The sequence below is a fragment of the Streptomyces sp. NPDC026589 genome (genome assembly GCF_040638385.1).
Lineage (GTDB): Bacteria > Actinomycetota > Actinomycetes > Streptomycetales > Streptomycetaceae > Streptomyces.
Map to the genome: position 1 here is coordinate 286,361 of NZ_JBEZYG010000003.1, position 25,239 is coordinate 311,599.

General features: G+C 70.7%; 21 protein-coding genes and 2 tRNA genes. 13 read left to right on the forward strand and 10 right to left on the reverse strand.

The genetic code is table 11. The features are described from left to right. The first annotated feature begins 15 nt into the window (after positions 1-15). Together tkt and AB0F29_RS07240 are read left to right on the forward strand one after the other, a co-directional pair. The gene (gene tkt / locus AB0F29_RS07235; RefSeq protein ID WP_361868333.1) at positions 16-2,235 is read left to right on the forward strand and encodes a transketolase; all 2,220 of its coding nucleotides are present in this window, start codon (positions 16-18) and stop codon (positions 2,233-2,235) included. 97 nt (positions 2,236-2,332) lie between these two features. Further along, positions 2,333-3,004: a DNA starvation/stationary phase protection protein gene (locus AB0F29_RS07240; protein ID WP_361868336.1), complete on the forward strand. Its 672-nt coding sequence runs from the start codon at positions 2,333-2,335 to the stop codon at positions 3,002-3,004. Between the two features lie 29 nt (positions 3,005-3,033). On the opposite strand, the gene AB0F29_RS07245 is transcribed toward AB0F29_RS07240, so the two are convergent. From AB0F29_RS07245 to AB0F29_RS07260, 4 genes are all read right to left on the reverse strand, one after another. Further along, on the reverse strand, positions 3,034-4,269 hold the full coding sequence (locus AB0F29_RS07245; RefSeq protein ID WP_361868338.1) for an epoxide hydrolase: 1,236 nt from the start codon (positions 4,267-4,269) through the stop codon (positions 3,034-3,036). 74 nt (positions 4,270-4,343) lie between these two features. Next, positions 4,344-5,417 (reverse strand): glycerophosphodiester phosphodiesterase family protein, encoded by a 1,074-nt coding sequence (locus AB0F29_RS07250; protein WP_361868341.1) that lies wholly within the window; start codon positions 5,415-5,417, stop codon positions 4,344-4,346. Positions 5,418-5,719: 302 nt separating this feature from the next. After that, positions 5,720-7,189, reverse strand: coding sequence for an amino acid permease (locus tag AB0F29_RS07255; RefSeq protein ID WP_361868342.1), 1,470 nt, complete (start codon positions 7,187-7,189; stop codon positions 5,720-5,722). A gap of 120 nt (positions 7,190-7,309) precedes the next feature. Further along, entirely contained in the window at positions 7,310-8,845 is a 1,536-nt protein-coding gene (locus AB0F29_RS07260) for an amino acid permease (protein ID WP_361868345.1), read from the reverse strand. Positions 8,846-9,237: 392 nt separating this feature from the next. Between AB0F29_RS07260 and AB0F29_RS07265 the strand changes: the two genes are divergently transcribed. After that, on the forward strand, positions 9,238-9,831 hold the full coding sequence (locus AB0F29_RS07265; RefSeq protein WP_361868347.1) for a biotin transporter BioY: 594 nt from the start codon (positions 9,238-9,240) through the stop codon (positions 9,829-9,831). Between the two features lie 7 nt (positions 9,832-9,838). On the opposite strand, the gene AB0F29_RS07270 is transcribed toward AB0F29_RS07265, so the two are convergent. Both AB0F29_RS07270 and AB0F29_RS07275 read right to left on the reverse strand, forming a co-directional pair. Further along, positions 9,839-11,155 carry an FAD-dependent oxidoreductase gene (locus AB0F29_RS07270; protein ID WP_361868350.1) on the reverse strand — a complete coding sequence of 439 codons (1,317 nt, stop codon included), beginning with the start codon at positions 11,153-11,155 and terminating at the stop codon, positions 9,839-9,841. 121 nt (positions 11,156-11,276) lie between these two features. Further along, positions 11,277-12,710: an amino acid permease gene (locus tag AB0F29_RS07275; RefSeq protein WP_361868351.1), complete on the reverse strand. Its 1,434-nt coding sequence runs from the start codon at positions 12,708-12,710 to the stop codon at positions 11,277-11,279. Positions 12,711-12,935: 225 nt separating this feature from the next. Between AB0F29_RS07275 and AB0F29_RS07280 the strand changes: the two genes are divergently transcribed. The 3 genes from AB0F29_RS07280 to AB0F29_RS07290 all read left to right on the forward strand — a co-directional run bounded on the left by AB0F29_RS07280 (position 12,936) and on the right by AB0F29_RS07290 (position 15,708). Further along, the gene (locus AB0F29_RS07280) at positions 12,936-13,424 is read left to right on the forward strand and encodes a ribose-5-phosphate isomerase (protein ID WP_361868354.1); all 489 of its coding nucleotides are present in this window, start codon (positions 12,936-12,938) and stop codon (positions 13,422-13,424) included. A gap of 181 nt (positions 13,425-13,605) precedes the next feature. Further along, positions 13,606-14,430 (forward strand): DNA-formamidopyrimidine glycosylase family protein, encoded by an 825-nt coding sequence (locus AB0F29_RS07285; RefSeq protein WP_361868356.1) that lies wholly within the window; start codon positions 13,606-13,608, stop codon positions 14,428-14,430. 132 nt (positions 14,431-14,562) lie between these two features. After that, positions 14,563-15,708 (forward strand): PP2C family protein-serine/threonine phosphatase, encoded by a 1,146-nt coding sequence (locus AB0F29_RS07290; RefSeq protein WP_361868358.1) that lies wholly within the window; start codon positions 14,563-14,565, stop codon positions 15,706-15,708. Positions 15,709-15,858: 150 nt separating this feature from the next. Here the strand turns inward: AB0F29_RS07290 and AB0F29_RS07295 are convergent, their stop codons facing one another. Further along, complete coding sequence (locus tag AB0F29_RS07295; RefSeq protein ID WP_361868361.1) at positions 15,859-17,043, reverse strand: cation:proton antiporter; 1,185 nt, start codon at positions 17,041-17,043, stop codon at positions 15,859-15,861. Positions 17,044-17,326: 283 nt separating this feature from the next. Between AB0F29_RS07295 and AB0F29_RS07300 the strand changes: the two genes are divergently transcribed. Continuing rightward, positions 17,327-17,827, forward strand: coding sequence for an HD domain-containing protein (locus AB0F29_RS07300; protein ID WP_361868364.1), 501 nt, complete (start codon positions 17,327-17,329; stop codon positions 17,825-17,827). A 90-nt stretch (positions 17,828-17,917) separates the two neighbouring features. Here AB0F29_RS07300 and AB0F29_RS07305 read toward each other — a convergent pair whose 3' ends face one another. Continuing rightward, a complete protein-coding gene (locus AB0F29_RS07305) occupies positions 17,918-19,084 on the reverse strand; it encodes an acyltransferase family protein (protein ID WP_361868365.1) in 1,167 nt (388 codons plus the stop codon). A gap of 500 nt (positions 19,085-19,584) precedes the next feature. Between AB0F29_RS07305 and AB0F29_RS07310 the strand changes: the two genes are divergently transcribed. Continuing rightward, a complete protein-coding gene (locus AB0F29_RS07310; protein ID WP_103536099.1) occupies positions 19,585-19,779 on the forward strand; it encodes a hypothetical protein in 195 nt (64 codons plus the stop codon). Positions 19,780-20,807: 1,028 nt separating this feature from the next. On the opposite strand, the gene AB0F29_RS07315 is transcribed toward AB0F29_RS07310, so the two are convergent. Next, positions 20,808-21,536, reverse strand: coding sequence for a GntR family transcriptional regulator (locus tag AB0F29_RS07315; protein WP_030119708.1), 729 nt, complete (start codon positions 21,534-21,536; stop codon positions 20,808-20,810). A 158-nt stretch (positions 21,537-21,694) separates the two neighbouring features. Here AB0F29_RS07315 and AB0F29_RS07320 point away from each other — a divergent pair, with 158 nt between their 5' ends. The 4 genes from AB0F29_RS07320 to AB0F29_RS07335 are packed head-to-tail and all read left to right on the forward strand — an operon-like array spanning position 21,695 to position 24,769. After that, entirely contained in the window at positions 21,695-21,991 is a 297-nt protein-coding gene (locus tag AB0F29_RS07320; protein WP_361868368.1) for a hypothetical protein, read from the forward strand. A 26-nt stretch (positions 21,992-22,017) separates the two neighbouring features. Then, positions 22,018-23,418 (forward strand): replication initiator protein RepSA, encoded by a 1,401-nt coding sequence (repSA, locus tag AB0F29_RS07325; protein WP_361868371.1) that lies wholly within the window; start codon positions 22,018-22,020, stop codon positions 23,416-23,418. 2 nt (positions 23,419-23,420) lie between these two features. Further along, positions 23,421-23,630, forward strand: coding sequence for a helix-turn-helix domain-containing protein (locus tag AB0F29_RS07330; protein WP_350828960.1), 210 nt, complete (start codon positions 23,421-23,423; stop codon positions 23,628-23,630). Beyond that, on the forward strand, positions 23,630-24,769 hold the full coding sequence (locus AB0F29_RS07335; protein WP_361868374.1) for a site-specific integrase: 1,140 nt from the start codon (positions 23,630-23,632) through the stop codon (positions 24,767-24,769). The genes AB0F29_RS07330 and AB0F29_RS07335 overlap by 1 nt, the downstream gene beginning before the upstream one ends. A gap of 71 nt (positions 24,770-24,840) precedes the next feature. Here AB0F29_RS07335 and AB0F29_RS07340 read toward each other — a convergent pair. Next, a tRNA-Gly gene (locus AB0F29_RS07340) sits at positions 24,841-24,914 on the reverse strand. Positions 24,915-25,092: 178 nt separating this feature from the next. Here AB0F29_RS07340 and AB0F29_RS07345 point away from each other — a divergent pair. After that, a tRNA-Pro gene (locus tag AB0F29_RS07345) sits at positions 25,093-25,169 on the forward strand. Positions 25,170-25,239: the final 70 nt, after the last annotated feature.

Here is a 25,239-nt window from a genome sequence, read left to right on the forward strand (position 1 = left end):
GATCAGGAGGACTTGATGGCCCCCGCCGAAACGCCGAACGGCCCGAACGACGGTCGCGATCCGCGCCTTGCCCCGCCCCTCGCCGACGCGGCGGGCTGGGGGCCGCTCGACGTCCGCGCCGTCGACACCGTGCGGATCCTGGCGGCCGACGCCGTGCAGAAGGCGGGCCACGGCCACCCCGGCACCGCGATGAGCCTGGCCCCGCTGGCGTACCTGCTGTTCCAGCAGGTGATGCGGCACGACCCGGCCGACGACCAGTGGCTCGGCCGGGACCGCTTCGTGCTGTCCTGCGGCCACACCAGCCTCACCCTCTACATCCAGCTGTACCTGAGCGGATACGGCATGGAGCTGACGGACCTGGAGGCGCTGCGCACCTGGGGTTCCGCCACGCCCGGCCACCCGGAGTACCGGCACACCCGGGGCGTCGAGATCACCACCGGGCCGCTGGGGCAGGGGCTGGCCTCCGCCGTCGGCATGGCCATGGCGGCCCGCCGTGAGCGCGGCCTCCTCGACCCCGACGCGCCGGCCGGCACGAGCCCCTTCGACCACCACGTTTACGTCGTCGCCTCCGACGGCGACCTGATGGAGGGCGTGACGTCCGAGGCCAGTTCACTGGCGGGACACCAGGAGCTCGGGAACCTGATCGTCTTCTACGACTCCAACCACATCTCCATCGAGGACGACACCGACATCTCCTTCAGCGAGGACGTCACCGCCCGCTACGCCGCGTACGACTGGCACGTCCAGACGGTCGACTTCACCCGGACCGGCGACTACGTCGAGGACGTCGACGCCCTGCTCGCCGCCGTCGAAGCCGCGAAGAGCGAGCGCGGCCGGCCCTCCCTGATCCTGCTGCGCACGATTATCGGATGGCCCGCGCCCACCAAGCAGAACACCGGCAAGGCCCACGGCTCGGCGCTCGGCGACGACGAGGTCGCCGCCACCAAGAAGCTGCTCGGCTTCGACCCGGACGCCGACTTCGCCGTCGAGGACGACGTGCTGAAGCACGCCCGCGCGGTCGTCGAGCGAGGGGCCGAGGCCCACCGCGCCTGGGAGCCCGGCTATCAGGAGTGGCGCTCCGCCCACCCCGAGCGCGCCGAACTCCTCGACCGGCTGCGGGAGCAGAAGTTCCCCGAGGGCTGGACCGACAGCCTCCCCGTCTTCGACGCCGACCCCAAGGGCATCGCCACCCGCAAGGCGTCCGGCGATGTGCTCACCGCGCTGGCACCCGTGCTGCCCGAGCTGTGGGGCGGCTCGGCCGACCTCGCGGGGAGCAACAACACCACCATGGAGGGCGAGCCGTCCTTCGTGCCGGAGTCCAAGCAGACCGGTGAGTTCCCCGGCAACCCCTACGGCCGCACGCTCCACTTCGGCATCCGCGAGCACGCCATGGGCGCGATCCTCAACGGCGTCGCGCTCCAGAGCCTCACCCGCCCCTACGGCGGTACGTTCCTGATCTTCAGCGACTACATGCGCCCGGCCGTCCGGCTCGCCGCCCTGATGAAGCTCCCGGTCACCTACGTCTGGACCCATGACTCCATCGGCCTGGGCGAGGACGGCCCCACCCACCAGCCCGTCGAGCAGCTCGCCGCCCTCCGCGCGATCCCCGGCCTCGACGTCGTACGGCCCGCCGACGCGAACGAGACGGCCGTGTGCTGGCGCACCGTCCTGGAGCACCACGACCGGCCCGCCGGCCTCGCCCTGACCCGGCAGCCGCTGCCGGTCCTGGAACGGGGGGACGGCGCGTACGCCCCCGCCGAGGGAGCCGCCCGGGGCGGCTACGTACTCGCCGACAGCCGGGGCGGGACGCCCGACGTCATCCTCGTCGCGACCGGGTCGGAGGTTCATATCGCCCTGGAAGCCAGGAAGTTGCTGGCCGCCGAGGGGCATGACGCGCGCGTGGTCTCCCTGCCCTGCCGCGAGTGGTTCGCCGAGCAGCCGTACGCCTACCAGGACGCCGTCCTGCCGCCCGACGTACGGGCCCGGGTCAGCGTCGAGGCCGCCGTCGCCCAGGGCTGGCGGGACGTGGTGGGGGACGCGGGCCGCATGGTGAGCCTGGAGCACTTCGGCGCGTCCGCCGCCTACGAACGCCTGTACGAGGAGTTCGGCATCACGCCCCGCGCGGTCGCCGACGCTGCGCGGGAGAGCATCCGCGCGGCGGCAGGACCCGTCCGGCCCGGCGGGGAGCGCCCCGGCGCGGCCCCGACCGAGGGCGGCACCGGAGACGTCGGCTAGACGGCCCCCCAGCACCAACACCTCCACCACCCACACCCCCAACACCACCACCCACACCCCCGACACCATCACCCTTTTCACCCCGCAGAGGAGCCCCATGTCCCCCGCACGCACCCCCCGCTACACCGTTCCCGGCCTCGGCGTCGACGAGGGGCGACAGGTCATCGACCTCCTGACGCTGCGCCTGCACGCGCTCAACGACCTCGCGCTCACGCTCAAGCACATCCACTGGAACGTCGTCGGGCCGCACTTCATCGCCGTCCACGAGATGCTCGACCCGCAGACCGCAGCCGTACGCGACATGGCCGACGCCGCCGCCGAGCGCATCTCCGCCCTCGGCGGCGAGCCGAACGGCACGCCGGGCGCCCTGGTCAGGGAGCGCACGTGGGACGACTACAGCGTCGGGCGTGCCGACGCCATCGCCCACCTCGGCGCCCTGGACCTCGTCTACACGGGCGTCATCGAGAGCCATCGTGAGGCCGCCGAGAAGGCCGGCGAGATCGACCCCGTCACCGAGGATCTGCTCATCGAGCACCTGCGCGGCCTGGAGCAGTTCCAGTGGTTCGTCCGGGCCCACCTGGAGTCCGGTTCCGGCACCCTGTCGAACGCCGACGCCGACACCGAGGAGGAGGCGGCCGACGCCGCGTCGCCGAAGCGGGCCGCCGCCAAGCGCACCCCCGCCAAGAAGACGGCGCTGCCCGCCCCGGCGAAGAAGACCGCCAAGAAGGCGGTCAAGAAGACGACGGCGAGCGGGCGCACCACCCGCTGAGGAGACCTGCGGGCCCTGGACGGGAGCGTTCAGGGCCTGCGGCCGCGGAAGGTGCGGCGCAGGTCGTTTACCCACGCGTCGGGGTTCTCCCAGGGGATGAAGTGGCCTCCGTGGTCATGGGCGTTGACGTTGACGTGGTTGAACCAGTCCGCCTGCGGGCCGTTCTCGAACGCCCGGACGCGCTCGTCGGCGGTGTGGACCCCGGGCGGGTTCTCGTACGTGACGAAGGTGAGGCCGACCGGGGCCCGCACGGCCGGGGTGCGGTCGTGGGACGGGGCCCAGGGGTAGCGGTTGGCGTTGGCGTAGTAACGCGTCGACGTGGCGATGGAGTTGTTGACCCAGTAGATCGTGGCGTGGGTGAGCAGGTCGTCCTCGCTGAAGACGGAGGAGAGGTCGCCGCCGTTGTCGCTCCAGGCGTTCCAGCGTTCCAGCAGCCAGGCGAGCAGTCCGGCGGGGGAGTCGCTGAGCCCGTGGGCCAGGGTGGCGCCGTCGAGCATGTGCACGGCGAGATGGGGCGCCCAGCGCCGGTCCTGCTCGACGATGCGCGCGCGGACGTCGGCGGGCTGGTCGTCGGTGAGGGGCCGGTTCCGGGCGAAGTCCCAGGCGCGGGGGCCGGTGAAGAAGTCGAGCGGCAGCCCCGAGCCGATGTGGATGCCGTACAGCTCGTCGGCGTACTTGTGGCCGAGCTGGCTGGAGACGATCCCGCCGATGTCGCAGCCCCCGGCGGCGTACTTCTCGTAACCCAGCGTCTCCGTCATCAGGGTGTGCCAGAGGTCGGCCACCTTCCAGAAGTTGACGTCCGGGAAGCCTGTCAGCGGGCCGGGGAAACCGAAGCCCGGCAGGGACGGCACGATGACGTCGAACGCGTCGGCCGGGTCACCGCCGTGCGCCGCCGGGTCGGCGAGGGGGCCGATCACCTTCGACCAGTGCCAGAACGTCCACGGCCAGCCGTGGGTGAGGATCAGCGGAATCGGGCGCGGGCCCCGGCCGGGCTCGCGCATGAAGTGCACGGGGACGCCGTCGACGCTCACCCGGTACTGCTCGTGGGCGTTGATGGCGGCCTCGGCCGCGCGCCAGTCGTAACCGTCCCGCCAGTGGGCGATCAGCTCACGCAGATAGGCGTCCGGAACGCCGTAGGACCAGTCCTCGTTCCCCTCGTCCAGCGGCGGTCGGGTGCGTGCGAGACGGGCGCGCAGGTCGTCGAGGACCTGGTCGGACACATGGATCGGGGTGGGCTCCAGGGGGAAGGCGTGCGGGGCGGTCATGGCGTGGTCCCTTCCGGGGAGCGGGAAGCGCTGTCGCCGGAACGTTTCCACATCCGCCTCCCGCCCGGCGGGGGTTACGCCCGCAGGTCGTCCCTTGCCTGCGCCGCGAGGTCCGGGAAGTCCGTCACCACCGCGTCCACGCCCTGCCCGTAGTGGAAGGCGTACTCGGCGAACGCGTCACCGAAGGCGGTGGGCGCACTGCCCCGGCGGTAAGCGGCCGGGAGGTACTGGTTCTCCGCCCGGAAGGTGTACGCGCCGACCTTCAGGCCCGCCGCGTGCGCGTCCGCCAGCAGGGTGCTCGGCGGGACGAGCGAGGACTTGTCCGGGCCGATCCACTGCGCGTACGAGGCGATCTCGCGGAGCCCGGCCGGGGTCATCATGTCCCGGTAGGTGACCCCGTGGCCGTACGGGCCGCCGCTCGTGCCCAGCGCCTGCCACAGCGGGAGTCGGAGGCGGGCCTCGGCCACCCGGCGCAGGCTCGCGGGATCGAAGGACTGGACGACGCAGTCCCGGGCGGTCAGCCGGTTCCGGCGGATCACCCGGATCAGCTCCTCCTCCAGCGGCAGCCCGATCGAGCGGAAGTACGCCGGGTGCTTCGTCTCCGGGAACACCGCGATCCGCCGGCCCGACTCCCGGGACAGCCGCCGGGCCAGGTCGATCACCTCCTGGAAGGTCATCACCGAGCCCCGCCCGTCGAAGACCGTGTTGCGGTCGCGGACCAGCGGAAGCCGTTCCACCGTGCGCAGCGTCCGCAGCTCGCGCAGGGTGAAGTCCTCGGTGAACCAGCCGGTCACCGCCTTGCCGTCGACGGTCTTCGTGGTGCGGCGGTCCGCGAACTCGGGGCGGTCGGCGACGTCCGTCGTCCCGCCGATCTCGTTCTCGTGCCGCACGACCAGGACGTGGTCCTTCGTCGGCACGAGGTCCGGCTCGATCCAGTCGGCCCCGGCCCGTACGGCATAGACGTACGCGTCGGCGGTGTGCTCGGGCCGCCAGCCCGCCGCCCCGCGATGGCCGATGACCAGGGGGCCCGACGGGCGGTGGGAGCCCTGGCCGGCGGGGGCGGGGGCGGCGACGGCCGGGGCGGCGGCCGTCGCGGTGACGGCGGCGGTGGCCAGGAGAATCGAACGACGCCTGGGGGCAACGGACATGACGGCTCCTCGGGTGGGTGGAGCCACCACGGAAGCGAGGGCGGATGACGGCCCGGCGTACGGTGCCCGGCCCTGCGATGTCCTGTTGGCCACGGGTGCGCGCGGCGCCGGAACCACACACCGGAACGCCGGACGCCGAAACGCCGGGCTCCGCCCCGATCGTACGAGGAGGAGCCCGGCGTTCGTAGAGGGCGGGCGGGAGCCGCTGCCGAGAGTCGTGCGGGAAACGGAACCGCGAGGCGCCCGGGAACCGGAACCGCGAGGCGTGCGGTAGCCGACCGCGAGGCGTGCGGGAGCCGGGGCTACTTCCGCCGCGCCGGGACCGCGGCAGTGCCGTCGCCGCCGTCGGCGCTGCTCCCGCCGTCGCCGCCCCGTCGCCGCTGGCGTACGAGGCCGATGCCGATCAGCACCACGGTCAGCGCTCCCGTGGCCAGCAGCTGGTCCCGGGTGTCCGGCTGGCGCAGCATCAGCAGGAAGATGCCCACCATGGCCGCCAGGGCGACGATCGTGCCGACGGGGAAGAACCACATCCGCACGACCAGCTTCTCGGGCGCCTCCCGCTCGGTGCGACCGCGCAGGATCAGCTGGGAGGCGGCGATGAAAATCCACACCACCAGGATCACCGCGCCGATCATGTTCAGCAGCCACGGGAAGACGTCGTCCGGCCGCCAGTAGCTGAGCAGCACGCACGCGAAGCCGAAGACCGAGGAGAACAGCACGGCGTTGCGCGGCACCCCGGAGGAGATCTTCCCGAGGACGGCGGGGCCCTGGCCCCGGGCGACCAGCGACCGGGCCATGCGGGACGCGCCGTAGATGTTGGCGTTCATCGCGGAGAGCAGGGCGACGAGGATGACCACGTTCATGATCTGCGCGGCGGACCCGATGCCCAGGTGGTCGAGCATCGCGTAGAACGGGCCGACCTCGGCGACCTTCGGGTCGTCCCAGGGGACCAGCGTGACGATGACCGCCATCGACCCGATGTAGAACACCGCGATGCGCCACATCGCCGTACGGACCGCCTTCGCGACACCCTGCACCGGGTTCTCCGACTCGGCCGCCGCGATGGTGACGGTCTCCAGACCGCCGTACGCGAAGACGGAGGCGAGGAGCCCGATGATGAACCCGTCCATGCCCTGGGGGAGGAAGCCGCCGTCCCCCGTGAGGTTGGACAGGCCGGGCGCCTCCGTGTCGGGCAGCACGCCGAGGATCGCCAGCAGGCCGAGCACCAGGAACAGCGTGATCGCGATGACCTTGAGCGCGGCGAACCAGAACTCGAACTCGCCGAAGTTCTTCACGGCGGCCAGGTTCGTCCCGAGGAAGATCACCATGAACAGGGCCACCCACGCCCACTCCGGTGTCCCCGGCAGCCAGCCGCTGACGATCTGCGCGGCCCCGATGCCCTCCAGGCCCACGGCGACGCAGAGCAGGAACCAGAAGGACCAGCCCGCGGTGAACCCGGCCCAGGGGCCGATCGCCCGCTCGGCGTGCACGGAGAAGGAACCCGACGCCGGATTGGCGGCCGACATCTCGCCGAGCATGCGCATCACCATCATGACGAGCAGCCCGGAGATGGCGTACGCGACGATGATCGAGGGCCCCGCGGCGGCGATCCCGGCGCCCGAGCCGACGAACAGCCCGGCGCCGATCACCCCGCCGAGGGCGATCATCGAGAGGTGACGCTGTTTGAGTCCGTGGGTGAGCGCGGAGTCCGCCGAGGGGCCGGCGGGGGCCGCGGAGTCAGCGGTGGGGGGAGACGCGGAGGTCCGATCCATGGACGGGCTCTGTTCGGTAGCTGAGACAAGGGACGAGCCCACAGTCTGAGCATCCTCACCGCTCACAGGGAACAGGTGTCCGCTATACGGTCACCAGGCTCACACAAGGTGTACACCCGCCTACCGGCCGGTAAGGGCCGACTTCCCGCGCTGCTCCCGCCGCTGCCGTCCCACCGCCACCAGCAGCACCAACGCCGTCGCCCCGGCCGACCACAGCACCTGCGGGCGCGCCGCCTCGTCGGTCAGCATCAGCACCAGCACCCCGAACAGCCCGGCCAGCGTCACCCAGGTCAGATACGGGAAGCACCACATCCGCAGCGTGAGCGCCTCGGGAGCCTCCTGCTCCAGCCGGGCGCGCAGCCGCAACTGGGAGGCGGCGATCAGCGCCCACACGAACAGCAGCACCGCGCCGACCGAGTTGAGCATGTAGAGGAACACCGTGTCCGGCCACAGCAGGTTGAGCAGCACGGAGACGAAGCCGAAGGTGACCGAGGCCAGCACCGCCCGGCGCGGCACACCGCCCGCCGTTTTACGAGAGCCCCCGCCCGCCGCCTCCCGTGAGCCCCTGCCCGCCGCCTCCCGTGAGCCCCCGCCCGCAGTCTTCCGTGAGCCCCCGCCCGCCCCGGGGCCGCCCGAGACCTTCAGCAGCCCGCGCGGGGCCTCCCCGCGCTCCGCCAGCGAGAAGATCATGCGGGAGGAGCCGTACAGATTGGCGTTGAGCGCCGAGAGCAGCGCCACGAACACCACGATGTTCATGATCTGCCCGGCCGACGGCACCCCGATCGCGTCCAGCACCTTCACATACGGGCTCAGCCCCGCCTGCTGCGCGGTCCACGGCAGCACGGTCACGATCACCAGCATCGAGCCGACGTAGAAGAAGAGGATGCGCACCACCGCACTGCGCACCGCACGCCCCACCGCGCGCGCCGGGTCGTCCGTCTCGGCGGCGGCGATGGTGACGACCTCAAGACCGCCGAAGGCGAAGACCACGGTCAGCACACCGGAGACGACCCCGCTCCAGCCGTTGGGCAGGAAGCCGCCCTGGCCGGTCAGGTTGGTCATCCCGACCGGATCGGTGTCCGGGAGCCATCCGAGGACGGCCAGCAGCCCGAGCACCAGGAAGACCACGATCGCGCCGACCTTCAAGGAGGCGAACCAGAACTCGAACTCGCCGAAGTTCTTCACCGCCGTCAGGTTCGCCGCGGTGAACACCACCATGAACAGCAGCACCCACGCCCACGGTTCGACGCCCGGCACCCAGCCGTGGGCGATCTGCGCGGCCGCCGTCGCCTCCACGGCGAGGACCACCACCAGCAGGAACCAGTACAGCCAGCCGACACTGAACCCGGCCCACCGCCCGAGCGCCCGCTCGGCGTGCACGGAGAACGAACCGGAGGCGGGCATCGCGGCGGACATCTCGCCCAGCATCCGCATCACCAGCATCGCGAGCGCCCCCGCGATCAGATACGAGACGACGATGGCGGGCCCCGCCACCGCGATCCCCGCGCCGGAGCCCACGAACAGCCCCGCCCCGATCACGCCACCGAGCCCCAGCATCGTCAGATGACGCTGCTTGAGCCCGTGCGACAGCGGCTCGGCCGGAACGGCGGTGGACGCGGGAGTGGAAGCCGGGGTGGGGGGAGGGGCCTCGTGCATGGGGGGGAGGGGTCACTCTCGGATCAGCGAGCCGTGGCGGGTCGGGGCGGGGCGGGGCGTGGCGGGTCGTGCCGGATCGTGGCGGGCCGTAGCACGTCGTTCGGGGGCCGATCAGAGCGAGCTGATCGTTTATGGGGAAGCTACAGTCTCGCCGATCGCCGCCCTCCCCGCCAAAATGCGCCGAGGCGCCCCCCACCTCCGTGACGAGCGTCACGCGGGAGAGTGATTACGGCCCGGCCTTTGTGCGAATCCCACCAAGCCATCAACCGCCGCTTTGTGGGCGGCTGATGGTGATCGAGCGTTAACCCGTGGGCTAACGTCGGCGGGAGCCCGACCCCACCCTGCCCGGCGGGGGCCGTCCCGGCCCACCCGCCCTCACCCGCGGAGTCCCGATGAGCACTGCTGCCGCCCCCGTCCGCTCCGGAGCGGTCCTCGCCGACCTGCTGCCCGCAGCCCGGCACCGCTACGCCGTGGACGCGGCCCTCGTCCTCGGCGGCGCCGTCCTGACCGGCATCGCGGCCCAGATCGCCGTCCCGGTCCCCGGCTCCCCGGTCCCGGTCACCGGCCAGACCTTCGCCGCGCTCCTCATCGGCACCGCGCTGGGCGCCCGCCGCGGCTTCCTCTCCCTCGCGCTGTACGCGCTCGTCGGCATGGCCGGCATGCCGTGGTTCGCCGAGGCCTCCTCGGGCTGGTCGATCCCGTCCCTGGGCTACGTCTTCGGCATGCTCCTGGCCGCCACCGTCGTCGGCGCCCTCGCCCGGCGCGGCGGCGACCGTTCCGTGCTGCGCACCGCGGGCACGATGGTCCTCGGCTCCGCGATCATCTACGCCATCGGCGTGCCCTACCTCGCGCTGTCCACCGGGATGTCGCTGAGCGCCGCCGTCGCCGCCGGCCTGGTCCCCTTCCTGATCGGCGACGCCCTCAAGGCGGCGCTGGCCATGGGCCTCCTGCCGACCACCTGGAAGCTGCTCGGCCACCGCGGCTGACCCCTGCTCAGCCCTCGTAAGGCCCCCCGAAGAGGCCCGCCGGATCGAACTGGGAGACCAGGCCGGCGAGCCTCTTCGCCGTTTCCGGCTCATGGAAGCCGGCGGTACGGTCCCCGCCGCCGAAGGCGAAGTTCAGCGACCGCCCCCGAACGAGCGGCCCCAGCACCCCGGACACCTCCCCGTACAGCGAGCGCACCGCCGCCACGTCCGTCCCGTCCAGCGGCGACAGCAGCCGCAGCAGGAAGCCCGCGTCCCGGTGGGGCACCGCGTTCGCCGTCTCCGGTCGTCCGGCCAACGCCCCGCCGAGATGGTTGAGCTGCACCACCGTCATCATCGGGGCCCCGGGCCCGGTCAGCTCCAGCACCCGGGCCGCCCGCCCCGCGTCCAGCCCCCGGAGCACCAGCCCCTCCCCGTAGTACGCGTGCGGGAACGGCGGGTCGCTGTGGATGGTGGGGCTCTCGGCGTACGGCATCTCCCGCAACGAGTCCGCGAGCACCGGCCCGATGCCCCGCAGCGGGGCCACCAGCCGCTCGCCCTCGGCCGCGTCCCCCGTGAAGGCGACCCGCACCGAGACGACGTACCGCCCGCGCGACTCCTCGGGCAGCTGCGGCAGGTCCGGGTGGACAAGCGCGGCCAGCGAGGACGTCAGGGAATCCGGCACGGTCCGGGTCCACTCCAGATAGCGGCTCACCACCTCGGCCGCCCGCTCCCCGGCGAACGCGATCGAGCCCCCGTACAGCCGCCCCACCGCCACCAGGCCGATCTCCAGGGCCGTCACCACTCCCAGCCGGTGCCCGCCGCCGCGCAACCCCCAGAACAGCTCCGGCTCGCGCTCCGGCGTGACCCGGCGCAGGACCCCGTCGGCGGTCACCACCTCCAGCGCCCGCACATGATCGGCGGCGTACCCGAACTCCCGGGCCAGGATGCCAAGACCGCCGCCCAGCGTGTACGAGACCGCGCCCACCGAGGGCGACGAGCCGTTCAGCGGGGCCAGCCCGTGCGGGACCGCCGCCGCGGTCACCGCGCCCCAGGTCGCGCCCGCACCGATCCTGGCGGTGCGGCGGACCGGGTCGACGGCGACGGAGTCCATGGCGCGGGTGGAGACGAGTACGCCGCCCTCGACCGCCCCGGGCAGCCCGTGGCCGGTGGCGTGCGCGGCGACGGGAAGCCCGCGCGCGGCGGCGTACGCCACGGCCTCCCGTACGTCGTCGGGCGTGGCGGCCTCGACCAGCCGGTCGGGCCGGATCGGGAAGCCGGTCTGGAAGGTGGCGGGTGCGGGTGCGGGTGCGGGTGCGGGTCCGGTGGACGGGGACGGGGACGACATGGGGGGAGGCTCTCCTTCGCTCGCGTTTCGGCGGTGCGAGGAAGAGCCTCCCCGGGAAACCTGACAACCTCTGTCAGGTATTGGTCGAACGAGTGCGGATCACGTGCGGATCACCCGCGGATCACTTGGCGACGGCCTTGCGACCGCGCATCTCCCGGAACAGCGAGACGCCCACCACCAGGGCCGCGACCAGCAGCGACAGCACGACCTGCTCGCGGGCGGCGTCGTCGGTCAGCATGTAGACCAGGACGAAGGAGATCATCGCGATCGTCGCCCAGGTGAGGTACGGGAAGAGCCACATCCGTACGACCAGCTTGCCGGGGGTCTCGCGCAGGATGATCCCGCGCATCCGCAGCTGGGTGAAGCAGATGACCAGCCACACGAAGAGCGCGACCGCGCCGGAGGAGTTCAGCAGGAACTGGAACACCGTGTCGGGCCACTGGTAGTTGAAGAACACCGCCACGAAGCCGAAGACGACCGAGGACAGGATCGCCGCCTGCGGCACACCGCGCTTGTTGACCTTGGCGAAGGCCTTCGGCGCGTCGCCCCGCTCGCCGAGCGAGAACGCCATCCGGGAGGCGGTGTAGAGGCCGGAGTTGAGGCAGGACAGCACGGCCGTCAGCACGATGAAGTCCATGACCTGCCCGGCGTGCGGGATCCCGATCACGTCGAGGGCGGCGACATAGCTGCCCTTCTCGACGATCGACGGGTCGTTCCACGGCAGCAGCGTCAGCACCACGAAGATCGAGCCGAGGTAGAAGACGGCGATACGCCAGATCACGCTGTTGGTGGCCTTGGAGACGGCCCGCTGCGGGTCCGACGACTCACCGGCGGCCAGCGTCACGATCTCACTGCCCATGAACGAGAAGACGACCATCAGCACACCGGTCAGGATCGCACCGGGGCCCTCGGGGAAGAACCCGCCGCTGTCCGTCAGATGCGCCAGACCCGATCCCGCGTTGTCCGCTCCGGGCAGGAAGCCGAACACCGCGAGGAAGCCGATGACCACGAACGCGCCGATCGCCACGACCTTGATCCCGGCGAACCAGAACTCGAACTCGCCGTAACTGCCCACCGAGACCAGGTTGGTGGCGGTCAGCACGACCATCACGATCAGCGCCCAGGCCCACTGGGGGACCCCCGGGATCCAGCTCTCCAGGATCTTCGCGCCCGCCGTCGCCTCGACGGCGAGCACCACGACCCAGAAGAACCAGTAGAGCCAGCCGATGGAGAAACCGGCCCAACGGCCGAGCGCCTGGTCGGCGTAGGCGGAGAAGGAGCCGGAACTCGGCCGGGCGGCGGCCATCTCGCCGAGCATCCGCATCACGAGGACGACCATCAGGCCTACCATCGCGTACGACAGCAGAATCGCCGGGCCCGCGGCCGCGATGCCCGCGCTGGAACCCACGAAGAGCCCGGCGCCGATCACACCGCCGATCGCGATCATCGAGAGGTGGCGGTTCTTCAGACCTGCCTGAAGCCCGCCCGGCGAGTCCGGCCGGTCCGGCTCACCGGGCTCCTGGCCCGGCTTCGCCAGCGTCGTCTGCGACGTCATGGGGGGAATCCTTACGTTTGGTGCGTGAGGGTGCGCCCTGCTCCGCCGTGGGGTGGTGCGAAGACAAGGCCACGCATTCAAGCCCGGAACGAGGCGGAAGCGGAACCCCCTCTTTCGGATCGTTTGCCTGATCGTTGCCCGAGTGGTGTTGACCACATCGAACAAGGCGGGCGGCCCCGACCCCGCTGACGGTTACCCCGCGAAGTTCGTGCCACACTTCGCACCATGCGCGTGTACCTCGGATCCGACCATGCCGGCTACGAACTCAAGAACCACCTCGTCGAGTGGCTCGGCGCCCACGGCCACGAGGCCGTCGACTGCGGCCCCCACATCTACGACGCCCAGGACGACTACCCGCCGTTCTGCCTGCGCGCCGCGGAGAAGACGGCCGCCGACCCGGACAGCCTCGGCATCGTGATCGGCGGCTCCGGCAACGGCGAGCAGATCGCCGCCAACAAGGTGAAGGGCGTCCGCGCCGCGCTGGCCTGGAGCGAGCAGACCGCCGCCCTCGGCCGCGAGCACAACGACGCCAACGTCGTCGCCATCGGTGGCCGGATGCACACGGTCGAGGAGTCCACGAAGTTCGTCGAGATCTTCCTCAACACGCCGTACTCGAACGAGGAGCGCCACACGCGCCGCATCGAGATGCTCGCGGCGTACGAGAACACCGGCGAGCTCCCCCCGATCCCCGCCCACCACCCGCAGCAGGGCTGATCCACCCCCCTCTCGCTCCCCCCCCCGTGCCGCCGGGTCCCGCACCCGGCGGCACGGCCATGCCGCCCGGCACACCTTTGCCGCCGCCCGGCACACCCCCCTACCGCCGCCCGGCACACCCCCCTACCGCCGCCCAGCACACCCCCCTACCGCCGCCCGCCCTTCCAGCAGGAGCCCCGCCGTGCCCGAGGGACACACCATCCGCCGCCTTGCCGACGACCACGCCGAACGGTTCGCGGGCGCGCCGGTACGGGTGAGCAGCCCGCAGGGCAGGTTCGCCGACAGCGCGGCCCTGCTCGACGGGCGGACCCTCACCGCCACCGACGCCCACGGCAAGCACCTCTTCCTCGGCTTCGGCGACACCGGCTGGGTCCACATCCACCTCGGCCTCTTCGGCAAGCTCGGCTTCGGCGCCGCCCCGCCCCCGCCGCCCACCGACACGGTCCGCCTCCGGCTGGCCAACGCCGGCCACCACGCGGATCTGCGCGGCCCCACCACCTGCGCCCTGATCACCGAGCCCGAGAAGCGCGCGATACACGAGCGCCTGGGCCCGGACCCGTTGCGCGGCGACGAGGACGGCGGGCGCGCCTGGCAGCGGATCTCCCGCAGCCGGACCACCGTCGCCGCCCTGCTGATGGACCAGAAGGTCATCGCGGGCGTCGGCAACGTGTATCGCGCCGAAGTCCTCTTCCGCCATGGCATCGACCCGTACCGCACGGGCAGGGACCTCACCCGCGCCGAGTGGGACACGATCTGGGCGGACCTGGGGGAGCTGATGCGCGAAGGCGTGCGGAACAACCGGATCGACACCGTCCGCCCCGAGCACCTCCCCGAGGCCATGGGCCGCCCGCCCCGCAAGGACGACCACGGCGGCGAGGTCTACGTCTACCGCCGCGCGAACCTCCCCTGCCACATCTGCCGTACGGAGATCCGCACCGCGGACCTGGTCTCCCGCAACCTCTTCTGGTGCCCCCGGTGCCAGCCCCCGGGACCCTCCGGCGACTGACGCCCCGGCCCCGCACACCTGTGTCATATGCCCCGCGAAATCGGTTCCCGGCGCGCGGAGGATCCCCTTTCGAGCACATTGTCACCGGGGTCCCCCTGCACCGGAGGCGTTCGGGTCGATAAGGTCCCGGCAATGGCCCGTAGCGGAGGAGTAGACGACTTCGGTGCCCGGTGGCGCAGAAACCTGCACCGGGCCCGCATCGGCCTGCGCAAATCCGGGGTCGACTACTTCCGCGGCGACGGCTCCGACTGGATCGCCCTGGCCGGTCTGCTGCTGACGATCCCGGCCATCACCCTCGCCACCGTCGCGAGCCCGGTCTGGATCGACCCGGCCGCCCTCTCCCTGCCCATCGTGGCGGGCGGCCTCCTGCTGCGCCCCGCCAGCCTGCTGGGCCTCTACGCGACGGCCGCCGGCGCACTGATCGTCGAGGCGCTCACCCTCGGCCCGTACCTGGACGGCCCCGCCCGGGTCACTCCCGGCACGGTGCTCGTCGTCGCGGCCTGCGGCTTCTTCGGGCTGATCCTGGCCCAGTTCCGGGCCCGGGTCGGCGTGCCCTGGCGGCGCGGCGGCACGATGCTCTTCGACCTGCGCGAACGCATCCGGGTCCAGAGCGCCCTGCCCCGGCTGCCCCAGGGCTGGCACCGCGAGATGGCCCTGCGCCCGGCCGGCGGCCAGTCGTTCTCCGGGGACTTCGTCGTCGCGGCCCGCACCCACGGGGGCCGCACCCTGGAGGCCGTCCTCACCGACGTCTCCGGCAAGGGCATGGACGCGGGCTCCCGGGCCCTGCTGCTGTCCGGCGCCTTCGGCGGGCTGCTCGGCTCGCTGCCCCCGCACGCCTTCCTGCCCGCCGCCAACGGCTATCTGCTGCGCCAGGACTGGGACGAGGGCTTCGCCACCTCGATCCATCTGGTGCTGGACCTGGAATCGGGCGACTACGAGATCTTCTCCGCAGGTCATCCGCCCGCCCTCCAACTCCACGCGGGCACGGGCCAGTGGGAGGAGAAGTCCGGGGAGGGCCCCCTGCTCGGGGTCTACGACGGGGCCGAGTTCGACGCGGTGAAGGGATCGCTCGCGCCGGGCGATGTCCTGATGCTGTTCACCGACGGTCTGGTGGAGGCCTCCGACCGGGACATGTCCGAGGGCATCGACCGGCTGACGGGCGAGGCCGACCGCTATGTCTCCACCGGCTTCGAGGGCGCGGCCTGGCATCTGATCGAGGCCTGCGCCAAGGACGTCAACGACGACCGGGCCCTGCTGCTCCTCTCCCGCCGGGCCTGAGCGCCCTTCGGCCGGGACACCGGCACCGGGCACCGGGCGCGGAACAGCGAAGAGGGCGGAGAGGCGCCCGGCACCGGACGCCGAACGGCGGAGAGGCGCCCGTCACCCGGAGACCGGGTATCGGGGCGCCTCTCCGCCGTTCGCTGCCGCTCAGACCGACACGGGTACCTGTTTCTGGTCCTGGTCGTCGTCCTTCCCGCGGCCGCCCGGCAGGACGCGGGCCAGCCAGTGGGAGCGTCCGGCGGCCAGCGGCGCGAGGACGGCGAGCAGGAGGACGTAGCCGGCGATGAACGGCGAGAGCCGCTCGTCCAGTCCGGCGGCCGCCGCCATCGTGGCCAGGATGAGCGCGAACTCACCGCGGGCGACCAGGGTGGTGGCGATGTTGGACGTGGCCTGCGCGCCGAAGGAGTACACCCTCGCCGCCGCCAGCCCGGCCGCGATATTCATGGCGAGCGTCAGCACCACGGCGGCCAGCACCGGCCACAGCACGCTCGGGAGGTCGCCCGGGTCGATGGAGAGGCCGAAGGCGAAGAAGAAGATCGCCCCGAACGCGTCGCGGAGCGGGTGGACCAGCTTCAGGATGCGGTCGGCGGACGAGGTGGAGCCGAGCATCAGGCCGACCATGAACGCACCGATCGCGTCGGCGACGCCGAACATCTCGGAGACCCCGGCGACGAAGACGGCCACACCGAGGAAGGAGATGACGAGCAGCTCGTCGTCCTTGGTGTTCATGAGCTTGCCGATGAGCTTCGTGCCGAACCGGGCCGCCAGGGCGAGCAGCAGCAGGAAGCCGAAGGCCTTGCCGCCGTCGAGCAGCGCGGCCGAGAGGCTGTCCGCACCGGACAGGATCGGCTGGAGCGCGGCGAGGTACAGGGCGAGGAAGATGTCCTCGACGACGATGATGCCGAGGATCGGCCGGGTCTCCGGATTCCCGATGCGCCCGAGGTCCACCAGGATCTTGGTGACGATCGCGGACGAGGAGATGCCGAGGACACCGGCGAGGACCAGCGCCTCCGCCGTGCCCCAGCCCAGCGCGAAGCCGAAGGCGAGACCGGCGCCGACGTTCAGCAGGAGGTACGTCCCGCCGGCGATGGCCATCTTCCGGCCGCCCGTCTTGAGGTCGTCCATGTGGAACTCGAGCCCCAGGTAGAAGAGCAGGAGGACGAGTCCCAGCGCGGAGAGCATCTCCAGGTCGTGCGGGTTCTTCAGGAGCGTGTAGCCGGGCGTGTGCGGGCCGAGGAGGATCCCGGCCAGGATGAACAAGGGAATCGTCGGCAGCCCGATGCGGCCGCCGAGGCGGGCGAGGACGGCAGCGGCCAGGAAGGCGCCGCCCATGGCGAGGAGGGTGTCTGCGTGTCCGATGAGCCTGATCCTTCGGGGTCGGTCAAGAGCTGGTCAAGGGGGCATTAAGAATCCATCAGTAATTAGTTTACCGAACGATTGACTCTGCAACTATGGGTCTGCCGGATTGTCATCATTTGTCATTCAGCCTCCGCTATGGGAGCCGTCAGGTGGCGACATCAACAGCCCGGCGGACGGGACGAGTTCGGCTTCGGTCCCGTAACCGGCTCGAACACGGCCCCGGCTGTCATGCCGCGCGCGGCCGTAGGGTCGGCCCATGACCGGACATGATCTGAGCGTCGCCGACGTGGAGGCCATCGCCCGCGAGGCCCATGCGCGGCAGACCGACAAGGCGGGCCGTCCGTACACCGAGCACCTGGCGGCGGTGGCCGAAGGAGTGCGGGTGCGCGGCGGCGACGACGGGCAGATCGCGGCGGCCTGGCTGCACGACGCGATCGAGGACGCCGCGCTCCCGGCGGAGTGGCTGGCCGCCGCGGCCCTCCCGCAGGAGGTGAAGGACATGGTCCTCGCGGTGACCAAGCGGCCGGGCGAGGAGCTGTCCTCGTACGCCGCGCGGATCCTGGCCACTCCGGGCGCGCTGCTCGTCAAGAAGGCGGACCTCGCCCACAACGCGGATCCCGAGCGCCTCGCGGTCCTGGACGCGGCGACGCGTACCCGACTGACGGCGAAGTATGCGCAGGTACGCGAGCTGTTGGGGCTGGCCGGCGACGAATCACCCCCCGACCGAAAGAATCCGGCCAACCCGGAGACGCACTGATCCACCCGCGGCCGGGCCGGCGGGTGGATCAGGGAGAACGGCGAGGGGGCGGCGTCGGCCGTTCCGTGAACGGCCGGACCGCCAGGGGGCTCAGCGCCCCGCGGGGTCCTTCCGGAACGCCCGCTTCAGCTCCGGCTCGGTGGCCCACTTCAGGGCGCGCCCCACCCACGGGGTGCACATGAGCGTCACCGCCACCGCCGCGGTGAGCGAGACGACGACCAGCCCGACCGGGTCCGAGAGCCAGGTGTAGCGGTCGAACAGGCCCGCGTACTCGGCCCCCTTGATCAGGAAGCCGTGCAGCAGGTAGCCGCAGATCGTTCCGGCGCCGAGCGCCGTGAACCACCGGGCCCGGCCGGGCACCCAGGCCAGGAAGCCGACCGTCAGCGCCAGGGCGCAGCCGAACATCGCGAGCGTCATCACCGCGCCGGACCACCACGGCGCGTCCATCTCCTGCGCGCTGTTGGCGCGGTAGAACCAGCCGAGCTCCATGCGCGGGGCCATCCAGTACGCGAAGAGCAGCGCACCGGCGAACAGCGGCAGGGACAGCAGCCGCACCTCGCGCCGCCTGACCAGCTGGAAGTGCTCGGGCTTCATCAGCAGGCCGAGCACGAAGAACGGCAGGAACTGCAGCACCCGCTGGAGGTCGAGGTCGTCGCCGATCTCGGGGGATACGGAGGCGAGCACGGCGATGCCGAGCGCCACCGGCAGCGGATGGCGCAGCGTGCGCCAGATCGGTGTGGTCACCCGCCAGATGAAGAGGGCGATCAGGAACCAGGTCAGGAAGAACGGGTCGATCAGACTGATCGCCATGTCCGGCGAGTCGTCCGCGTACCGCTTGAAGAGCGAATAGGCCGTCTCGAACAGTACGTACGGCACCGCGACCGAGGTGATCAGCCGCTTCACCTTGGACGGCGTCATGTCGAACGAACGGGAGAAATAGCCGGAGATGAGGATGAAGGCCGGCATGTGGAACGTGTACACGATCATGTACAGCGCCCGGGTGGCGCGGCTGCCGTCCATCACGGGTTCCCAGGCGTGCGCCACCGCGACGAGAACGATGGCCAGATACTTCACATTGTCGAAGTAGGGGTCGCGCTTCCTCGCCGCCGCGGGCGCCGGAGCGGCGGCGCCCTGAGCGCTGGGCCCGGGGGCGGGCCGGGGTGCGGTGGCGGTGAGCGTCTGCTCGTGTCTGGGCTCCGACTCCCGGGTCGCCGGGGGGAGCGGGGCCCTCTGAAATACGCTCGGAGCTTGGAACATCTAAGGCACCTTAGACCGGTCGATTGCCTCGCGTAAAACTGCGGGGAGATATCGCGTGTTCCCCTCTATTCGAATGTGAAACCGTCGAACACCGCCCGCTATCGCATGCTTGATCCGGCTTAAATGGTGCATATCGGCAGGGTGTTGGGTGACGTGAATTACGTCGCATCCACGCGGTCAATTGCCTGTGAATGAAGTGTGGGGATGCGGAAACGATCGACGTGGTGGATATTCGGCCGCAGGAATTTCACAGCCGGCGCACAGGTGGCGCGCGGGTCCCGCGGCTCCCGCGCGCTTCCCCGGCACGGTGCGGGGCGGGCACCCTGCCGCGCCTGTCGCTGTGGTGGCGCCGTCCCGTGAAGGATGGCGGGATCCCGTCAGTCCGTTCCGTCACCCGGCAGCAACCACGGGGGAGTTGGTGGCACGATGGGGGCGACGGGGCGCGCGGTGTTGCACGCTTCCGGGCCGGCAAGGCGGACCGACCGAGGGTGTGATCAGACGTGGCTATTTCACTGTCTATGGTGCTGCTGTTCGCGGTCATCCTGGTGGTAATGATCCGTGGTGGCTCCATCAAGGCCGGTCCCGCGGTCGTCGCCGTGCTCTTCGGCTTCTTCCTGGCGTCGACCGGCATGGCGCCGTCGATCAACAGGTTCATGAACTCGATAGCCGACACCATCAACCAGATCAGCTTCTGAGGCCGGGACCGGCTGCTGGGGCCCGGGCCGGGCTGCCGAAGCACAGCAACGCACGAGGGCCGGGCCGGAGGATCATCCTCCGGCCCGGCCCTCGACTGCGTGGAGCGGGCGACGGGAATCGAACCCGCGTAGCTAGTTTGGAAGACCCCGTACGTGGATGGGGCCTGACCTGGGGGCCTCGTGGCCTGGACGTTCAGATGGGATCCGCCGTGACTCCCCGCCAGTCCCCGCCGCGCCCCATCGTGTCGGGCACGCTACGGGCACGGCTCACATGAGCTTGTTGATCAGGGGGGTGATCGCCGTGACTGCGCTTGCTACGGCGGCGATCGCAGGAGAGAGGTCCGTCAGAGCTTGGAGAAGAGATTTCCTAGGACCCCCCTTTGTTCTGGTGTACAGTCCTGCTTGATGGTCGACATTGTGTAGACAATGACCGTCGGGTGACCGATCTCCGTGTTCCACGGGGTTCCTTCGCTAGATGCCGTGGGGCACGCGTTCTCTTGCCGGAGAGTGCCCACACGGCGATTTTGGGTTGAAGTGGGGCTGATCGTAGCGCACTTGGCATGCTGCCAGCGCACCCCTCACCTCATCCCACCACTCGCCCCGGCTCCCATCCCGTCCGCCTTCGACCCACACACCGTGGAGCGGTCGTGGTTCAGGGCGTCAAGGTGGAGCGCGCCACTGTACGAACGACCTTGACGCCCTGGGCCGCGACTGCTCGGCTTTGCCTGGGTCGAAGGTGGTCGGGATGGGAGCCCCACGACGCTCGCCACGCTCCGGCCGGCACTCGCGAACGGTGCCCCGTCCATCCCGGGGTCTTTGCGCCCCCGCCGGAGGCATCGTCTTGGAGCCGCGGGCTTGGTTCTCGTCTCATGCCCCCGGGCCTATCCAGTTGTGGGCGCGCGTCGGCGGCGGCAGCGCCGAGCGGGCCGAAGGCAGGAGCGCGGGCGCAGCCAGAGCCGGGAAGCGCGCCCGGCGGAGCGGAGCGCAGCCGGGTGCCTTGATGAGGTAGAGAAACCTGTAACGGTCGCCTACTCCGTCGCTTCCTGCCAGAAGCCGGGGGTGTACACGTCTTCCCAGAGTTCGATGGGTCCGTCTTCGTCGTAGAACGTGGTGTGCAGTACAAGGACGGGTACGGCAGCGTGTGCAGGGACGGGCACTTCCAGAGCCTCAAGCTCGTAGCCAGCGGCAAGACGGGCAGTTCGCCGCTCGGGAGATCGAGTGATCTCTTTTCCAGTGCGCTCGGTGTAGGTCTTCTGCCAGAACGGTTCCAGCGGACCAGTCTGGGCGATCTCCGGCACGTCTCGTAGGGCCCTCGGGTGAATGAACGACAGCGCCAGGGCGTAAGGCACATCGTTTCGCCGGAAGGTCCGCCGACGGATAACCACCTCATCAAAGGGCTCGATACGAAGCTGCTCGATGACGTCGTCGTCGTTGCACCCCCGGATCACCGCCATGTGATCGGTGGCCGTCTCCTCCGCCACAAAGGGCTTACCTGTGGCGTTGAGGCGATCAATCCTCGCTGCTCCAGTCGCAGCCGCACGTGGCCGGGCCGCGACAACCGTCCCCACCCCGGGCTTGGCATAGGTCAGCCCTTCGGCCTTCAACTGCTTGAAGGCGCGGTTCGCCGTGGTGACCGTAACGCCGTACTGCTCCTGGATCGCGTTTAGCGAAGGAACCCTGTCACCAGGATTGAGCTTGCCGTTCTGCATCTGCTTCCGCAGGTCAGCGGCGATCTCCGAGTATCCGATCTTGGCCATATCGGCTCCGCCCTCCCTTCGAGGTTGAGGCGTCTTAGTAGAGTACCTTGTGTAGCGCTACATGTAGTGCTCTACTTAAAGCCTCGTGAACGTCGGGAGCGGCGCTCCTACCGCCAAGCAAGCGCGCCGCTCCCTGATCCCCTGAGGGAGCTTTCATCATGCCTGCAACTCTCCTCGCTCCGCAGCCTGGCCTCCCCGTTGTGCCCGCCGAGGATGCCTGTCCGGACTGCCTGGGTACGGGTGTCGATTCCGACACCGATGGGTCGCTGACCGGCACGGTCGGTACGCCGGTGCTGTGCTGGTGCTCGGGCGGCCTCGACCTGGAAACCAACATCGCCCGCTTCGGTGTCTGCGACGACTGCGGCGGCACGGGCCTGGACGTTGACCCGGACGGCTCGCAGAGCGGAACCGTTGGAACGGTCGTCGTGTGCGGCTGCTCGGGCGGTGCCCGGTGACCGTCTTCCCCGTAGAGCCCTCAGCCGTGGCGAACAGTGCTGCGGCCGTGGGCACCGACCCCTTGACCCTGGCTGACCTCCTGCGCGTGGCGAACGCCCCTGGATTCGACCGGTGGCAGGAGCAGGTACGGCGTACGGGTGGCTGCTCGGACCCGATCCACCTGGAAGGTATGACCACTACCCGGGACGCGAAGTCGGGGCAGGTGCTCTACTCCTACAGCACCCAGGGCGAGCCCGGTGGACGCCTGCGCGTCGCGTGCGGGAACCGGCGGGCTTCCCGCTGCCCCTCCTGTGCCTGGACCTACGCCGGGGACACCTTCCACCTCATCCGGGCCGGGCTCACCGGTGACGTGGCCAAGGGGACTCCGGTCACGGTGCGCACGCACCCCAAGGTGTTCGCCACGCTCACGGCCCCGAGCTTCGGCCCGGTCCACAACCGGCCCACCAAGGGTGTCTGCCGGTGCGGCACCGACCACCCCGAGGACTCCCCGCTCCTCGGCACCGCCCTGCATCCGGGGACGTACGACTACGCGGGTGCGGTGCTGTGGAACAACCACGCCGGGGACCTCTGGCGACGGTTCACCATCTACCTCCGCCGTGAGATCGCGAAGCGGGCCGGGCTCACCCAGAAGGACATGATGGAGGTGTGCCGGGTCTCCTTCGGGAAGGTCGCCGAGTTCCAGAAGCGCGGCGCGGTCCACTTCCACGCCATCGTCCGACTCGACGGCCCCGACGGAGCCGAGACCCCGCCCCCGGGCTGGGCCTCCGTCGCCCTGCTGGCCGATGCGATCCAGGCGGCTGCCGCCCGTGCCACGGTCCCGCTCCCGGCCTCCGGCGACCACCCCGCCCGCAAGCTGGCATGGGGCATGCAGGTGGACGTCCGCCCCATCGGCGCGGGCAGTGCGAATGAGGACCTGTCGGAGGAGGCGGTGGCCGCGTACGTGGCGAAGTACGCCACCAAGGCCGCCGAGGCCACCGGGACGGTCGACCGCCGCATCGGGGAGCTGGGCGAGCTGGACAAGCTCACCGACCTGCCCGACCACGCCCGCCGCCTGATCGAGGCGTGCTTCGTCCTGGACGACGCCTACCCGGACCGGATGCTGTGGCGCTGGGCCCACATGCTCGGCTTCCGAGGGCACTTCTCCACCAAGTCCCGCGCCTACTCCACCACCCTCGGCGCACTCCGCCAGGTCCGCGCCGACTACCGGGCCCGCCAGGAACGCCGCGACCGCGGCCTCCCCGACCCCGACGACGCCCCGGAGGGCTCCACACTGACCCTCGCCCACTGGACCTACGCCGGGCACGGCCACACCCCCGGCGAGTCCTGGCTCGCCGCGACCATCGCCCGCGACATCCAGGGCAGCCGCACCACCGCCCGCGAAGCACGCGCCGAACTCGAAGCACTCGACACGATGGGGGAGTGGTGAGCATGGAACGCTTGCTCAGCGTTGATCAGGTCGCCGAACTCCTCGGCACCACCGCCCGGTTCCCCCGGCGGCTGATCGAGGAGCGCCGGATCACCTTCGTCAAGGTCGGCCGCCACGTCCGCATCCCCGAGACCGCCGTAGCGGCCTTCATCGCTGCCAACACCGTTGAGCCCGTGTTGCTGCGCCGTGCTGCTCTGAGGAGGGCTGCCTGATGGCGGGCAAGAAGCGTTCCTTCGGGCGGGTACGGAAGCTGCCTTCCGGCCGCTATCAGGCTCGGTACCTTGGAGCCGACGGCATCGACCGGCCCGCGCCTGAGACCTTCCGAACCAAGCGTGATGCCGATGACTGGTTGGCGGAGCGGCAAGCGGAACTGCGTTCGGGCGACTGGTCTGACCCTGATGCGGGCCGGATCGATTTCGGTTCCTACGCGGCCATTTGGATCACCGAGCGCGGGATTGGGGCCTCGACCGCCGACCTGTACCGCTCCCTGCTCCGCAATCACCTGGTCCCCACCTTCGGCGACGTCGCCGTAGCGGACATCACTTCGGCCATGGTCCGTGCCTGGCGGGTCGCCCGACTGGAGGGCGGGACCGGCCCGTCAACGGTGGCGAAGTCGTACGCCCTCCTTCGGGCGGTGCTGATGACCGCAGTGGATGACCGGTTGATCCGGCGAAACCCCTGCCGGGTCAAGGGGGCCAGCACTGCACCGACCCCTGAGCGGCCCACAGCGACGGTTCAGGAGGTCTACGCGCTCGCGGGGGCCATCCAGCCTCGGTATCGCGCCCTTGTCCTCCTGGCGGCCTTCTCCGGGCTTCGCTGGGGGGAGTTGGTCGGGCTCCGCCGTCGAGACTTGGACCTGTCGGCCGGCGCTTTGCGGGTGCGTCGGAATATCGCCGAACTCCACAACGGCACGCGTCTGGTGAAGGAGCCCAAGAGCGCTGCCGGGAAGCGCACCGTGGCGATCCCAGCGGTGATTCATGGGGAGCTGGTCACGCATCTGACGGTCTACGCGGAGCCCGGAGCGGACGGCCGAGTCTTCGTTGGTGCCAAGGGCGCGACGCCGCGACGGAACCACTTCAACCGGCTGTGGCGCAAAGCGTGCGATCTCGCTGCGATCAAGGGGCTGCACTTCCATGATCTTCGCCATACGGGCAACACCCTGGCGGCGGCGACCGGTGCCAGTACGCGCGAGTTGATGACGAGAATGGGTCACAGTACGGCCCGTGCGGCGCTGATCTACCAGCACGCAACCGCCGAGCGAGAGCGGCTGATCGGCAACGCGGTGAGCGCGGCCGTCGAGCAGGCCCGGAAGCAAGATTCCGATCCGAACGGGCACACAGCGGGCACGTAGGGCCAAATGAAGATCGGCAAAGCACTAGGGCCAGGCTGGAGAGTGACTCTCCGACCTGGCCCTTATGCATCTGGAGCGGGCGACGGGAATCGAACCCGCGTAGCTAGTTTGGAAGACTAGGGCTCTACCATTGAGCTACGCCCGCGAGCGTCGCACCGCAGGTCCGTGGACCGCGGCACGAAGAGCATCGTAGCGGGTCGGCGGCAGTGCCCGCACACCCGTTGTGCCGGCCACCGGTCCGGTTCCGGACCGGACCCCCTGACACCGCTCCGTAAAGCGGCGGAACCACGGCTCCGGGGCATGTACCCTACGTGTCGCACCGACGGGGTGTGGCGCAGCTTGGTAGCGCGTCCGCTTTGGGAGCGGAAGGTCGTCGGTTCGAATCCGGCCACCCCGACCACCAGCAAGATCGCATTGTGGGAGTCATCCCCCTTGCCGTTACTATGCAAAATGCGTGCCCGTGTGTCTGA